The sequence below is a fragment of the Paraburkholderia antibiotica genome (assembly GCF_012927125.1).
GTDB lineage: Bacteria > Pseudomonadota > Gammaproteobacteria > Burkholderiales > Burkholderiaceae > Paraburkholderia > Paraburkholderia antibiotica.
Genome location: NZ_JABBFZ010000007.1, coordinates 34,296 through 47,981, shown reverse-complemented (window position 1 = coordinate 47,981; position 13,686 = coordinate 34,296). Strand labels below are relative to the sequence as shown.

Sequence of the window (13,686 nt, the reverse complement as noted above, 5' to 3'; positions counted from 1 at the left end):
TACACCATGTGCGGCATTGTCGGCGCGGTTGCGCAACGTAATATCGTTTCCGTCCTGATCGAAGGACTGCGGCGCCTCGAATATCGCGGCTACGATTCGTGCGGCGTCGCCGTGCTCGGCGCGAACGGGCCGAGCCGCGCGCGCAGCGTTGCGCGTGTCGCCGATCTGGAAGCGCAGGTGCGCGACGGCCACCTCGAAGGCGTGACGGGCATCGCGCATACGCGCTGGGCCACGCATGGCGCGCCGGTCACCAACAACGCCCACCCGATCTTCTCGAAAGATGCGCTCGCGTTGGTACACAACGGCATCATCGAGAACTACGAAACCTTGCGCGAAATGCTGCGGGGCAAGGGTTACGAGTTCGTTTCGCAGACCGACACCGAGGTTATCGCGCACCTGATTCACAGCCTGTATCGCGGCGACCTGTTCGCGGCGGTGCGCGAAGCGATCGCGCAGTTGCACGGCGCGTATGCGATCGCGGTGCTGCATAAGGACCAGCCGCACACGGTGGTCGGCGCGCGCCAGGGCTCGCCGCTCGTGGTCGGACTCGGCGAGGGCGAGAACTTCCTCGCGTCGGATGCGCTCGCGCTCGCGGGCAGCACCGAGCGCTTCATCTTCCTCGAAGAAGGCGACGTCTGCGAACTGTCGCTCGACGGCGTGCGCATCGCCGATCGCAACGGTTACGAAGCGCAGCGCGAAGTGCGCCAGGTCGCGGCGTATGGCGGCGCGGTCGAACTCGGCCCGTATCGCCACTTCATGCAGAAGGAAATTTTCGAGCAGCCGCGCGCGATCACCGACACGATTCCGCAAGCCGATGCGTTCGACGCGTCGATCTTCGGCGAGGGCGCGAGCGACGTGTTCGCGAACATCGACAGCCTGCTGATCCTCGCGTGCGGCACCAGCTACTACTCGGGGCTGACTGCGAAGTACTGGCTCGAATCGCTCGCGAAGATCCCGACTCAGGTCGAGATTGCGAGCGAGTATCGCTACCGCGAGTCGGTGCCGAATCCGAAGTCGCTGGTGGTGGTGATTTCGCAGTCGGGCGAAACCGCCGATACGCTCGCCGCGCTCAAGCACGCGCAGGAACTCGGCCACAAGCACACGCTCGCGATCTGCAACGTCGGCACGAGCGCGATGGTGCGGCAGACGGAACTGTCGTTCCTCACGCACGCGGGCCGCGAGATCGGCGTGGCGTCGACGAAGGCGTTCACGACGCAACTGGTCGCGCTGTTCACGCTGGCGGCGACGCTCGCGAAGCTGCGTGGACGTCTTAACGACGAGCAGGAAGCCGGTTATCTGAAGCAGTTGCGCCATCTGCCGGCAGCGCTCAATAGCGTGCTCGCGCTGGAGCCGCAGATCATCGCGTGGTCGGAGGAGTTTTCGCGCAAGGAGCACGCGCTCTTCCTCGGACGCGGCATGCACTATCCGATCGCGCTCGAAGGCGCGCTGAAGCTGAAGGAAATTTCGTACATCCATGCCGAGGCGTATCCGGCCGGCGAACTCAAGCATGGGCCGCTCGCGCTTGTCACCGAAGCGATGCCGGTCGTGACGGTCGCGCCGAACGATGCGCTGCTGGAGAAGCTGAAGTCGAACATCCAGGAAGTGCGCGCGCGCGGCGGCGAGCTGTATGTGTTCGCGGACGCGGATACGAAGATCGTCAATGACGAAGGGCTGCACGTGATCCGGATGCCGGAGCACTATGGGCTGCTGTCGCCGATTCTGCATGTGGTGCCGCTGCAGTTGCTCGCGTATCACACAGCGTGTGCGCGGGGGACGGATGTGGATAAGCCGCGGAATCTGGCGAAGTCGGTGACGGTGGAGTGAGGGGGGAGTAAAGCGCTCCCGACGTTCCACCAGAATCGCCAGCATCTCCAAAGAAGCACACCATGACGCCCCGCACCCTCGGGGCGTCGTCGCAAGAAACCCCGGCCTCACCATTGCGCCAAACGGCAAACCCGCCCGGCGATTCCCTCGCTCTCCCGTCAACCCCACCACCTCCATCAAACTGCCCCAACCACCGTCGCGGCCCTTGCCCCGTCTCTCCAGCACGATCATCCGGATTGATCATCTTGCAGTGCTCAAGCGACAGGCACCCACACCCGATGCAGTGATCCAGATCCATATGCAGCCGTTGCAGTTCGAGAATCTGCGCGGCCACCCGCTCTTTCCAGTCGCGCGATAAACGCTGCCAGTCGTGATTGGGCGGCAGAGTATCGGTCGGCAGGCTCGCGAGTTGTTCGGAGATCTCGTCGAGCGAATAGCCGATGCGTTGCGCGAACACGATGAACGCGACGCGCCGTAACGTCGAACGCGGGTAATAGCGATGGCTCACGCCCTCCGGCTTCGAATGGTTCAAGCCGCGCGCCTCGTAGAAGCGCAGCGCCGACGACGCCACGCCGCTGCGCGCGGCGACTTCGCCGATCGATAGCAACGGGTCGTTGGTTTTTCTGGTCGCTCGCATTGTCGTTGCCTCCCGCCCGTCGGTTTCAAGTTGGCTTCAACTTGCACTTCGGCGGTAACTCTACGCCGTCGCGACGCTTGTTTTCAGAGCGGCCGCGTCTCGCGTATTCGCGGATGCGAATACGCAGATCGTCGAAGAACCGCTGAGTTCGCTAGTGGCTTCGCGCCAGCACCGCGACCCGCATCGACAACGACGACTGCGTGTTGGTGCTATGCCATGTCGGTACGCGGTGTTCGGCCTGATTGCCACCAGAGTTCAGCATCCCGAGCGCATCGAAGGTCCCGAGGAACTGGTCGTAACGTTTGACGTCCGCGTCCTCGCCAACGACGCAGCCGAAGGTCATCACGTGAAGACGCGCGAGATGCTCGGGCGGCAGATCCGCGATCGCGTTGCCGATGACGAGTGCCCCTTTGCTATGCCCGATCAGCGTGTCGACATTGCGCGCCGCTTTGAGAATCGCATGCAGGACATCGGATGAGCCGCTGCCGCGACGAAACACCGGCACCTGGGTACCCGGCGCCTTCGCATGACCCGGGGTGGTCGCGAGAAGCCGACGTCCGACAGACGCCGCCCCCGGCGCAATCTGCGCGAGCCATTCCTGCACGGGCTGCTTGATCCAGTAGCTGTACATCTCGAAGCCGAACCAGCCACCGAGCGCTTGCTGGACGACATCGGCGAGTCCATAGCCTGGCACGATCGCCGCAACCGGTTTGCCTAACGCAGTGGACGCATTCCACGCGAGCGCGGCCGAGCCAAGCGCGGAACTGCCGACGCCACTCACCGAAATCGTATCGACCCGACGAGCGCCGTCCCTGGCCGGGTCGAGAAAGGTCTCGACGTTGATAAAGCGCCGGACATGAGGCGCGTTGGCCGCATCGATGACGAGAATGGACCCTTCGGGATTGAGCAGCGCGCTGAGATTGGTCTGTTCCCGCAACGGCTGGCCCGTTTCCCCATCGACCCAGTCGACTTCGATGCCTTCGTGCACCAACCCCCGCCTGAATGCCGGGACATCGTAGAAAGCGAAATCGATCATCGTATTGGCGAAGCGCAGCCCGGCAATCACCGGCTCGATCTGGGCACGCTGCACCTCGAAGTTGGCGAGCGGCAGCATGAAGTAATCCAGCAGGGTGCGCATGGGGTTCAGCCTCGAGAGGGGAGGGGATGGCCTGACAGACAGGAGAGGGTGCGCCTGGCACGCATCGGGTGTCGAGCGGCGAGCGTCGTCGTTGATGGAAGCACAACGCGTTCGACTGGATTTAAGACGACGCCTCGGCTTTGTTCCAGCGCCCGTCGTCACGCTTGTGTGCGGTGCCCCACATTCGTTGGCTAGGGCAAGCATCTTGCATTTTCCTTGCGCCCCGACTGCTTACGCGTATGTAACTTTGCTGTCACGCAAACGCCTTATGCTTCGCGCCGAAGTAATAAAAGGCAAGCCGAGGTAATAAAACCAACATCGGGTGAGACTACGCAAGGGCGCGTACTTATCCGGCACGCGATGGGAGCGCACGTGACTTTTGCAAAGAACAAGAACCCGATGTGGCGTAAAGGCGCATTCGCGCTGCTGGCCAGCATCGGTCTGGCGGCCGGCCTGAGCGCCTGCGGAGACAATGTCGATAACTCGTCCCACGCTTCCGCCGACACGACCCCGCAGGTTGCCGGCCAGGTGCTCGGCAGCTACATCCAGAACGCCAAGGTCTGTATCGACCTCAACGACAACGGCAAGTGCGATAGCAACGAACCGTATGCGATGAGCGATGCCAAGGGCAAATTCTCGATCGCCAACACGAGCGGCAGCACCAGCTGGAAAAACCTGGTCGCCGATCTGACCAGCGCCCGCGAAAACGATGCCAACGGCAACGACATGGGCACCAGGTTCGGTTCGGGCGCATTCTTCCTCGCTCCCAACGGCGCGACCAGCACGGTCAGCGCGATCACCACGCAACTGGCCCAGCTGGTTGCCGGCGGCTCCTCGCTGAGCGACGCCAGGAGCACGCTGGCCACCAGATACGGCGGCGTGTCGACCGACAAACTGCTGGCCGACTTCAACACCGACAGCAGCCTCGCCAGCGTCAAGACCGCCAGCGACAACTACATCAAGACCGTCGTCGGTTCGAAGGCCGTGCGTCACGTGTTCGTGATCACGCTTGAAAACAAGAACTACGCCGAGTCGTTCGGTACGACCGAAAGCACCAGCAGCCAGGACCCGTATCTGAAGTCGCTCGTTCCGCAAGGCGCGCTGCTGACCAACTACTACGGCACCGGCCACGTCAGCCTCGACAACTACATCTCGCTGATCAGCGGCCAGCCGTCGACGGTCGATACCGAGACCGACTGCTTCAGCCTCTGGTCCGACATCGTCGATGCCGGCAACGACAGCGGTAATGCGAAGGTCCTGAAGGCCGGCACCGACGCGAACGGTCACGCCGGCGGCGGTTGTGTGTTCCCGGCGCGCGTGAAGACGCTGCCGAACCAGCTCGATAACGCCAAGCTGACCTGGCGGGGTTACATGGGCGATATGGGCAACGACCTGAATCGCGACGGCACGAAGGCATGCAGCTTCCCGACCCGTACCGCGAAACTGGCGGGTAAGGACCCGTCGAAGGCGGTCGACGGCACGCAGTCGGCGCAGGCAAGCTCCGCATCGGGTGACGTCAAGGCTGATGCATACGCGACCCGTCACAACCCGTTCGCGTATTTCCACTCGATCATCGACGACACCGACTACTGCGACCAGCACGTCGTGAATCTGGACGACAACCTGCAAAACGATCTGCAGTCGGTCGACACCACGCCGAACTTCGTGTTCATCACGCCGAACCTGTGCGACGACGGCCACGACGGCGACGGTACGGGCGCGGCAGGCAAGGGCTGCAAGAGCGGCGCGCCGGGCGGCCTGACCTCGATCGACGCGTTCCTGAAGAAGTGGATTCCGATCATCCAGGCTTCGCCGGCATACAAGCAGGACGGCCTGATCGTGATCAACTTCGACGAATCGAACGCGGCCAGCTCGCCGATGACCACGACGTTCAACTCCGCGTACACGCAGATGAACCTCACGATCAATCTGGCGGGCGCATCGTGCTGCACGCAGCAGACCGGTCCGAACGTCAAGCGTCCTGACGATCAGATCATGTCGACGATGCCGATCGCGTATGCGTCGTCGCTGGGTATCAACGCCGCGTCGCTGCCGTCGACGGTTCAGACGATCCAGATCGGCATGCACTACGACGGCGTGGGTGGCGACCGTACCGGCGCCGTGCTGCTGTCGCCGTTCATCAAGGCGGGCACCACGATCGATACCGGCTACAACCACTACGCGTTGCTCAAGAGCCTGGAAAACATGTTCGGTATGCCCGAGTATCTGGGCTACGCGGACGATGCCAACCTGGCGACTTTCGGGTCCGACATCTTTAATCAATAAGACACAGATGTTTTCTCTCTGTACTAAAGGGACCGCCCGGGGGGCGGCCCTTTTTTTCATTGCCAGCGTTTTCCTGACGGGCTGCGGCCAGAAGGACGAACCGCTCGGCGTAGCCGCCGCCGCTACCGTTGCAGCACCTGCTTCGGCACCTGCTTCGACGCCGTCCAGCAAGGACATGGCGCAGCTCGGCAAGCTGGCGTTCTTCGATCCGTCGCTGTCGGGTTCCGGCAAGCTGTCGTGCGCGAGCTGTCATAGTCCGGAGCATGCGTACGGTCCGCCGAACGGGCTCGCGGTGCAACTGGGCGGTGCCGACATGAAGCACTACGGCACCCGCGCGGTGCCGTCGCTGCGTTATCTGCGGCGCGTGCCGATCTGGACGCACACGTATGCGAGCAGCTTCAAGGAACGTCTCGAAGACGGCGACAACATGCCGTCCGGCGGTTACACGTGGGACGGCCGCTTCGACCGTCCCGCCGACCAGGCCGCGTTTCCGTTGCTGAACGCCGACGAGATGGCCAATGCGAACGCCGCCGACGTGACGGCGAAGCTGAGCAAAAGCGCTTACGCGGCGCGTTTCCGCGAAGTGTTCGGTCAGGACATCTTCTCGCGTCCGACCGATGCGCTCGCCGCGCTCGGCAAGGCGCTCGAACGCTTCCAGTTCGACGACCCGAGCTTCCAGCCGTTCGACAGCAAGTTCGACCAGGTGCTGGACGGCAAGGCGAAGTTCACCACGCAGGAAGCGCGCGGCTTTGCGCTGTTCGTCGATCCGGATCGCGGCAACTGCGCGTCGTGCCACCTGGTGGATAAGGGCGCGGCCGGCGCGCATCCGACGCTCACCGACTACAACTTCCAGACGCTCGGCGTGCCGCGCAATCCGGAGATTCCGGCCAACGCGGATCCGAAGTACTACGACATGGGACTGTGCGGCCCGTTCCGGACCGACAAGACCGACGCGACGTGGTACTGCGGGATGTTCAGAACGCCGACGCTGCGCAACGTGTCGACGCGTCGCGTGTTCTTCCACAATGGCCGCTTCCATACGCTCGAAGAGTCGTTGCGCTTCTACGTGCAACGCGACACCAACCCGGGCAAGTGGTATCCGCATCCGGGCGGCAAGCAGCAGTTCGACGACCTGCCGGTGAAGTATCAGAGCAACATCGATCATCGCAATGCGCCGATGACGAATCACAAGGGCGGCAAGCCGGTGTGGTCCGAAGGCGATATTCGCGACGTGATGGCGTTTCTCGATACGCTCAACGATAGCGACGCGAAGCCGGTTGGGAAAAGCGCCGCGCATTGAGCGCGATAGCGTGTAGTTGGTCTTTGGTTCGGCCGTTTGGCTGTCCGGCTGGCTTTCCGACGGGGAGCCGGCTTCTCACTCGGCCACGATAAGGCTCTGCGCTCGCAGGGCGTTATCGTGGCTCGTCTCCACGGCTCACCGCCGCCGTTAGCTTCCGTCACTTCCCGACGATCCCCACGCGTCATCGAACTGTCGACGCTTCAAAGCGCACTGTTCTCGTCCCGCCGCTTGACTTCAAGTTAACTTCAACTTGCCCACTACGCGGCAAGTCTGTTTCAGCCGCGATGCGTCGAAGCGGACATCGATCCGAGGAGAACAACGATGACCACGCCAGCTCATCCCATCCCACGTATCACCCCACGCCGCGCACGCCGGGGCTCGCGATCGCGACCGTCGTGTTCGCGGGCATCGCGACGTCGATGCTGCTCGGGCCGTTGCTCGACGGCTGGCGCGGCGCGTGGCGAGCGAGCGCAGTGTTGGTGCTCGTCGCGGCCGTCGCGCTGTTCTTCACGACACCGGCCGATACGCCGACGCCGCGCGTGCCCGGACAGTCGGTCGGCACGGCATTGCGCGCGGTGGTCGCGTCGCGCGCCACGACGCTGCTCGCGCTGTGCTTTGCCGCGTATAACGTGCAATTCTTCTCGGTGATGACGTTCCTGCCGGTGTTCCTGATGCAGCGCCTCGGCGTCGCGCTGTCGACGGCCGGTGTGATCGGCGCGGCAATCGTCGCCGCGAATGCGATCGGCAATCTCGCGGCCGGCGCATTGCTCGCGCGCGGTATGCGCGCCGGTCCGCTGCTCGCGACGGCGGCCATCGCGATGGGCTGCACCGGCGCGGGGCTGTTCCATCCGGCGCCGCCCGCGCCGCTCGCGGTCGCGCTCGGCTTCCTGTTCTCCGCGTTCGCCGGGATGCTGCCCGCGACGGTGCTGGCCAGCGCGCCGTCGACGGCACCGACGCCGTCGCTCGCGCCGTTGTGCATCGGCTGGGTGATGCAGGGCAATTACCTTGGACAGGTGATCGGGCCGCTGCTGATTGGGGCGATTGTCGGCGGGGCGGGGGGGGCGGGCGCGATGGGTTTGCTGCTGGTGGCCGCCGCGATCGGCGCGGCGTTCGGGCTGGCGCTGCCGCAGCCGCGGGTGGTGGCGGCCTGAGCCGCTCCGGTCAGACTTTGGCCAACGCGACCGCCAGCGCCGACACGAACTCGGCCTGCACGCTATCGCCGACGTTGAGGTCGTCGAGCGGCACGTCGCGCGCGACGCGCAGCACTTGCCGATACCCGGGGCCGTGCAAGGTCAGGAGGCGCTCGTCGCGATCGATATCGACAACCGTCGCGACGATTCGCACCCGATGTGCGGACGCGGCCCGCCCCGCCGAAGCGGGCAACGCAACCGTCGTTTCGAGCCGCTCGCGCACGCCGTGGGACTCGACCCGGTCGACGCGAATCAGCAACGCCGGCTGATACGCAACATTCAATCTGTCGCCGACTCGCAGCCGGTGCGTGTCCACGATCGCGGGATTCACGTCGACATCCGCGAGCTGGCCGCGGGGACCGCGCAACGTCACCTTGTTGGCGGCGGGATCGATTGCGACGACGCGCACCTGCATATGCTCGACCTCGACCTGCCGCAGCGCCGCCTGCACGGTCGACGCGGAAACCGGCGCGCGCTGCGCGAAACCGGGCTGACTGAACGCGCCGGCGAGCATGCCCGCGCTGCCCGTCATCGCGACCAGCCATCCTGCTTTGCGCCTGGCACTCATGGCACGCATCCGTTGCTCCTGAAGTTGTCGCTGCCGTTGCCGTCGGCGGGTTCCGGCAGGCGAGCTCGTTTGCGGTGCGCCGAAGCCTACAGCTCCGGCCGTGCGAGATCGCTCGCGACGATGTGTTCGCCGTAGACCTGCGCGGCCGCGAGCGCTTCGACGCGAGTCGCGTGTGGGCCGAGTTCGGGGGCGCCGTCGAAGGGGAACAGCACGCGGGAGTCGGTGGTGCGCACCACCTTCAAGACGCCGAAGAAACGCCGGTAGCCGGCCATCTTCGCGCTCGCCGAAATCTCGAAGTCGTCCTCCGACGTGCCGGGGACGCTGGGAATAAACGCGGTCTTGCTCATTCTGAAAACGTCGGTTGATCGATCGTGCGGTGCGAGCCTAGTGAGAGCGTGGCACCCGGTAGTCCCGCTGCAGCCTGTGCGGGCGAACTGCATTGTCTCAAATTCGTGGAAGGAGCCCCGGCGTCGGCGGCAAACGTCGGATCTGAGTTCCTCCTTCTAGACGGACGGAAGCGGTGTTTTTTACCTAAAACGCAACTAACAGAATTAGTGATTTTCAGTTCGAAAAACCGTTCAGCAGCCGTGGGGGGCGGCACTTTCACCTCAGTCGTTACCTCTGACTATATTCGCTGCATTGCATCGAAAGCATCGCGAGCGAGCGACAAGGGTTCTGTTCGCCATTGATTTAAAAGACAAAAATTGTAGAGAGCCGGTTTGCGCTGACTCCGTGACGCTATAATGCGCGGATCTTTGTTACCTTCTGGCCCCGTCATGAGTCGGTTAATTTGCCTGATTGTGCTGTCGCTCGGCCTCACGCAAATCGCGGCCGCCGACGAAAACGGCGACCGCATCACGGCGTATCTGACGCACAAATTCGGGGTCAACAAAGACAAAGCGCAAAAGATTTCCGACGCGGTGCAATCCGCTGCCTCCAAATATTCCCTCCCTCCGGCGCTGCTGCTCGCCATCATCTCGATCGAATCCCGCTTCAAGGAAAAAGCCCGTGGCTCCAATGGTGCAACCGGGCTGATGCAGGTCGTGCCGCAGGCGCATCGCGGGCTGCTGCGTAACGTCAAGGACCTGACCGAGCCGGTCGCGAACATCGAAGTCGGCTCCGCGATCCTCTACGGCTACATGCGTTCGGCCAATGGCGATCTGAATGCCGCGCTGAAAAGCTACGGCGGCTCGAAGGCTTATGCGCAGAAGGTCAATCTGCGCGTCGAGGATTTCGCGGCAATCGCGACGCCTCAGGACAATGCTCAAGGCAGCAATGGCGCGGCCGCATCGTGTGAAGCCGATCGGTGCGCGGGAACGAACCAGTGGGCCGATGCGTTCAGCGTGCCGACGTCGGTTGGTGCGGTGGCGGCAAGCGGGGCGGTGGCGGCATCCGCAACGGCTGCGCCCGCTTCAACATCGACAGCGACTCCGGCTTCGACGCGCACTGCGTCGAAGTAACCGCCACGCTCACAGCGTCTTCCTGCCTGTTTTCCTGACGATCGGCTGCGGCTGGGCTGCGTTCGACTTCAACGTGTGGACATCTCGGCTTGATGCATCGGTTAGGCGCGGTAATGCGGCGCCGCGCCGACGTTGCCCGCTTTTTACGCACCTGAGCCGACCCGCTCTACAATGCATTCCCATTCGCGCTCACGAGGCGCGCTCCTTGCCATCGACCATGCAGATCCCGTTTTCCAGATCCACCGCCGCGGCCGTGTTCGGCCTGCTGGCGCTCGCGGCATGCAGCAGCACGCCGCAACCGAAACTCACTGAGGAAATGTTTGAAACCGGCGCGAGCCCGTACGCGCGCAATTTCAATTCGAACACGATCGATAGCTGCGAAGCGGCGCGTCGAGCGTTACTGAGCCAAGGCTATCTGACGACGATGCCGCGCGCCGATACCGTCGACGGTACCAAGAATTTTCAGCCGACCAGCGATACGCACGTGGTTGTCGAATTTCACGTCGTCTGCACGCCGGGCGAAGAGGCGGCGGACAGCAGCATCGTTTACGTGAACGCGGTGCAAAACGGCTTTGCGCTGAAGAAGAGCGATACGTCGGCGAGCGTCGGACTGAGCGTGCTTGGCTCGCTGTCGCTGCCGATCCGCTCGAATAGCGACGCGATGGTGAAGATCTCGAGCGAGACGATTCCGTCGGGCAAGTTCTACGACCGGTTTTTCGCGCTGGTCGATCATTATCTGCAGACGGTCGTGCGCACGCAGCCGGTTGCGGGCAGCAGGATCGAAACGCAGATCCTGCCGATGCAGGTCGCGACTCCGCTTCAGTTAACCACGATTCAGGCTCCGGCTACGGCTCCAGCCGCGACAACCGTGCCGGTTCAACCGAACGGAGCTGTCCCCGCACAGATCGCGACATCTGCGCCGGCTCAACCGGCGACGCCTGCGCCTACCCAAACCACACTGCCAACGCCAACAACAGCAACCCAACCTGCGCCAGCAGCAGTGTCAATCGCACCCGCCGTACCCGTCGAACAACAACTACCCGATCCAATCGGCCAGGCTGCCGCAGCCGCCGAGGCCGCGAGCGCTACGACGCTCGTGCCGTGATTCCAGCGCGACGGCGCTCGGGGTTGAATTAGGGCTGGTCAACATCTGACCAGCCTGTCATCCCGACGCGCAGCGTTATTGCCTTATGGTGTTTACCGTATACGTATACATAGTAGTAGTTAACAAGGCGTTAACCATTCTGTGGATAACTCTCAAATGTCATGTCGCATCAACACGATGCGAGATCGATAACCCTACGGAATACGTCTGTAGAAAAACTACATAGCCGGGATAAGTTTGAAGCACCGTTAACCGACTCCCTGCTTTATCAAGATTTCGCACACAGGCTGTTAGCGGTGCTATCCCACGGTTGTTCAGAGCCTTCTGTGGATAACCTGACCCTCCAAACTCCTATCCACAGGCCCCTGAGCGGGCGATTCGCGCGATGCGAAGCGCTCGTTAACGCACAGACTCCCGCTGCCTGCGCGCGCACATTGAGAACGCGGAACAAAGATTGCGCGCCTTTCTATTACCAACATAACTGTTGCTATTTCGTCAAAACCATTTAGCCCACGAGCAATCAGGCATAAAGTTAAAGTGCTTTGTGAGGTTTCTGGTGCAGTGCGGGGGGATGTATGAAACGCAGATCAGCACGACAGCTAGTCCATCTTCTTTCGGACCTTCGGCATGCGGCCCATTGCAGCGCGTTGCGCGCGGCCGCAACCAATCGGGCGATGGCACTCGCTGCCGTCGAGGCTGACGAAGACGTCACCTCCGACGACGACAGCACCGAGTCCACCCGCGACGCCTATCGCGACAAACTGTTCCGGAGCCGGTCATGAGAGCCGCGAGCGAACGGTCGTTGCGGTTTCTGGTCGAGAAGTGGCTTGCGCCGTCCCCTTCGGAGCCGGTTCATGTGACCGAATTCAGCCGCACGCGCGTAGGCGGGCGGCGCTATGTGAGGGTGGAGACGTCGCAGGAAGAGGGCGGACGCGGTTTGTTCTTCTTCCGTCACGATGACGGCTGCTGGTGTGTGTTCCCGCCGACCGCCGATACGCCGAATCTGTTTGCGCATCCGCGCGCGGCATAGCGCGAGAACGAGCGCGAAGCTTCCAGGGGCGCAACTCTTCTGCTCTTGCGCCCGCAACCCACACGGTCGTTTACAACGCCTTCGGCACGCGCTCCCGTCCGCGTTTCCATCCCGGCAAGACCTGACACACGATCAATCCCGCCAGCATCAACGCGCAGCCGAACAACGCCCGCGCCGTCAACGTTTCGCCGAGCACGAGCCAGCCGGCGAACGCCGCGAACACCCCTTCCATGCTGAAGATCACCGCCGCGTGCGATGGCGCCGCATAGCGCTGCGCGACCACCTGAATCGTATAAGCGATGCCAACCGACAACGCCCCGCCGTACACGATCGTCGGTGCCGCGCGGGCGATCACGGCGGCGCTCAGCGGTTCGATCGCGAGTCCGATCAGCAGACATACGACGCCGCAGGTCACGAACTGCACGAGCGCAAGCATCAGGGTGTCGTGGCGCGCGGCGAAACGGCCGACCAGCATCATCTGCGCGGAGATCACCAGCGCGCCCGCCAGCTGATACCAGTCGCCGTACAGCATCGAAAAATGCTCGTCGACGCTCAGAAAATACATGCCGAGCGCGGCGAGCAACGCGCCGAGCCACGTGCCAAGGCCGGTTCGATGGCGAAACAGCACGCCGAGCAGCGGCACGATCACCACGTAGAGCGAGCTGATGAAACCGGCGTTGGCGACCTTCGTGTATTGCAGGCCGATTTGCTGCAACGAAATCGATACCGCCAGCACGACGCCAAGCAGCGCGCCCGCGCCGAGCAGTTCGCGGGCGCCGCCGGGCTCGCGCTTCGTCAGTTCGGCGAGCGCCTGGCGACGCACGCAGACGATCATCGTCAGCACGACGAGCGCGCCGAGCAGAAAGCGCAGACCGGTGAACAGGAACGGGCCGATCGCATCGAGACTCAGACGCTGCGCGACGAACGCGGAGCCCCAGATCAACGCGGCGATCAGCATCAGCACGTTGGCGCGCAGGTGTTGGCGGGTATCGGGATTCAAGATTTGTTCTGGTTCTGGATGAGGGCCGTGCCGGCGGGCGGTGCGGCGACGGCACGCGGCGCGCTGCCGGTAAGGAATCGCTCACATCATACGTGGTCGTCGCGGGCGGCAGGCAAGCCACGCGACTCGCGCGATAATCGCGCAACAG

11 protein-coding genes and 1 pseudogene are annotated in these 13,686 nt (G+C 63.3%); 7 read left to right on the top strand and 5 right to left on the bottom strand.

The window, feature by feature from the left end; translation table 11 throughout:
- The first annotated feature begins 6 nt into the window (after positions 1-6).
- Complete coding sequence (glmS, locus tag HHL14_RS14250) at positions 7-1,824, top strand: glutamine--fructose-6-phosphate transaminase (isomerizing) (protein ID WP_169498261.1); 1,818 nt, start codon at positions 7-9, stop codon at positions 1,822-1,824.
- A 184-nt stretch (positions 1,825-2,008) separates the two neighbouring features.
- Here glmS and soxR read toward each other — a convergent pair.
- Both soxR and HHL14_RS14240 read right to left on the bottom strand, forming a co-directional pair.
- Positions 2,009-2,461: pseudogene (soxR, locus tag HHL14_RS14245) on the bottom strand (redox-sensitive transcriptional activator SoxR); the annotation flags it as partial.
- Between the two features lie 151 nt (positions 2,462-2,612).
- Entirely contained in the window at positions 2,613-3,599 is a 987-nt protein-coding gene (locus HHL14_RS14240; protein WP_169498260.1) for a hypothetical protein, read from the bottom strand.
- A 372-nt stretch (positions 3,600-3,971) separates the two neighbouring features.
- Here HHL14_RS14240 and HHL14_RS14235 point away from each other — a divergent pair, with 372 nt between their 5' ends.
- The 3 genes from HHL14_RS14235 (at position 3,972) to HHL14_RS14225 (ending at position 8,336) form a co-directional block, all read left to right on the top strand.
- A complete protein-coding gene (locus HHL14_RS14235; RefSeq protein WP_329601663.1) occupies positions 3,972-5,885 on the top strand; it encodes an alkaline phosphatase family protein in 1,914 nt (637 codons plus the stop codon).
- 175 nt (positions 5,886-6,060) lie between these two features.
- Positions 6,061-7,185, top strand: a complete 1,125-nt coding sequence (locus tag HHL14_RS14230) for a cytochrome-c peroxidase (protein WP_169498259.1) — start codon at positions 6,061-6,063, stop codon at positions 7,183-7,185.
- A 284-nt stretch (positions 7,186-7,469) separates the two neighbouring features.
- Positions 7,470-8,336, top strand: a complete 867-nt coding sequence (locus HHL14_RS14225; RefSeq protein WP_169498258.1) for an MFS transporter — start codon at positions 7,470-7,472, stop codon at positions 8,334-8,336.
- A 10-nt stretch (positions 8,337-8,346) separates the two neighbouring features.
- On the opposite strand, the gene HHL14_RS14220 is transcribed toward HHL14_RS14225, so the two are convergent.
- Both HHL14_RS14220 and HHL14_RS14215 read right to left on the bottom strand, forming a co-directional pair.
- Positions 8,347-8,943 carry a hypothetical protein gene (locus HHL14_RS14220; protein WP_230413045.1) on the bottom strand — a complete coding sequence of 199 codons (597 nt, stop codon included), beginning with the start codon at positions 8,941-8,943 and terminating at the stop codon, positions 8,347-8,349.
- Positions 8,944-9,029: 86 nt separating this feature from the next.
- Positions 9,030-9,290, bottom strand: coding sequence for a DUF6723 family protein (locus HHL14_RS14215; protein WP_169498256.1), 261 nt, complete (start codon positions 9,288-9,290; stop codon positions 9,030-9,032).
- 429 nt (positions 9,291-9,719) lie between these two features.
- Between HHL14_RS14215 and HHL14_RS14210 the strand changes: the two genes are divergently transcribed.
- From HHL14_RS14210 to HHL14_RS14200, 3 genes are all read left to right on the top strand, one after another.
- Complete coding sequence (locus HHL14_RS14210) at positions 9,720-10,403, top strand: lytic transglycosylase domain-containing protein (protein WP_169498255.1); 684 nt, start codon at positions 9,720-9,722, stop codon at positions 10,401-10,403.
- Positions 10,404-10,620: 217 nt separating this feature from the next.
- Entirely contained in the window at positions 10,621-11,508 is an 888-nt protein-coding gene (locus HHL14_RS14205) for a DUF2242 domain-containing protein (RefSeq protein ID WP_169498438.1), read from the top strand.
- Between the two features lie 778 nt (positions 11,509-12,286).
- Positions 12,287-12,538, top strand: a complete 252-nt coding sequence (locus tag HHL14_RS14200; RefSeq protein ID WP_169498254.1) for a hypothetical protein — start codon at positions 12,287-12,289, stop codon at positions 12,536-12,538.
- 70 nt (positions 12,539-12,608) lie between these two features.
- Here the strand turns inward: HHL14_RS14200 and HHL14_RS14195 are convergent, their stop codons facing one another.
- Complete coding sequence (locus HHL14_RS14195; RefSeq protein WP_169498253.1) at positions 12,609-13,538, bottom strand: DMT family transporter; 930 nt, start codon at positions 13,536-13,538, stop codon at positions 12,609-12,611.
- Positions 13,539-13,686: the final 148 nt, after the last annotated feature.

Coding starts and splice junctions, on each gene's coding strand:
- glmS (WP_169498261.1), top strand. CDS start 7: ATGTGCGGCATTGTCGGCGCGGTTGCGCAACGTAATATCGTTTCCGTC.
- HHL14_RS14240 (WP_169498260.1), bottom strand. CDS start 3,599: ATGCGCACCCTGCTGGATTACTTCATGCTGCCGCTCGCCAACTTCGAG.
- HHL14_RS14230 (WP_169498259.1), top strand. CDS start 6,061: ATGGCGCAGCTCGGCAAGCTGGCGTTCTTCGATCCGTCGCTGTCGGGT.
- HHL14_RS14225 (WP_169498258.1), top strand. CDS start 7,470: ATGCGTCGAAGCGGACATCGATCCGAGGAGAACAACGATGACCACGCC.
- HHL14_RS14220 (WP_230413045.1), bottom strand. CDS start 8,943: ATGAGTGCCAGGCGCAAAGCAGGATGGCTGGTCGCGATGACGGGCAGC.
- HHL14_RS14215 (WP_169498256.1), bottom strand. CDS start 9,290: ATGAGCAAGACCGCGTTTATTCCCAGCGTCCCCGGCACGTCGGAGGAC.
- HHL14_RS14210 (WP_169498255.1), top strand. CDS start 9,720: ATGAGTCGGTTAATTTGCCTGATTGTGCTGTCGCTCGGCCTCACGCAA.
- HHL14_RS14205 (WP_169498438.1), top strand. CDS start 10,621: ATGCAGATCCCGTTTTCCAGATCCACCGCCGCGGCCGTGTTCGGCCTG.
- HHL14_RS14200 (WP_169498254.1), top strand. CDS start 12,287: ATGAGAGCCGCGAGCGAACGGTCGTTGCGGTTTCTGGTCGAGAAGTGG.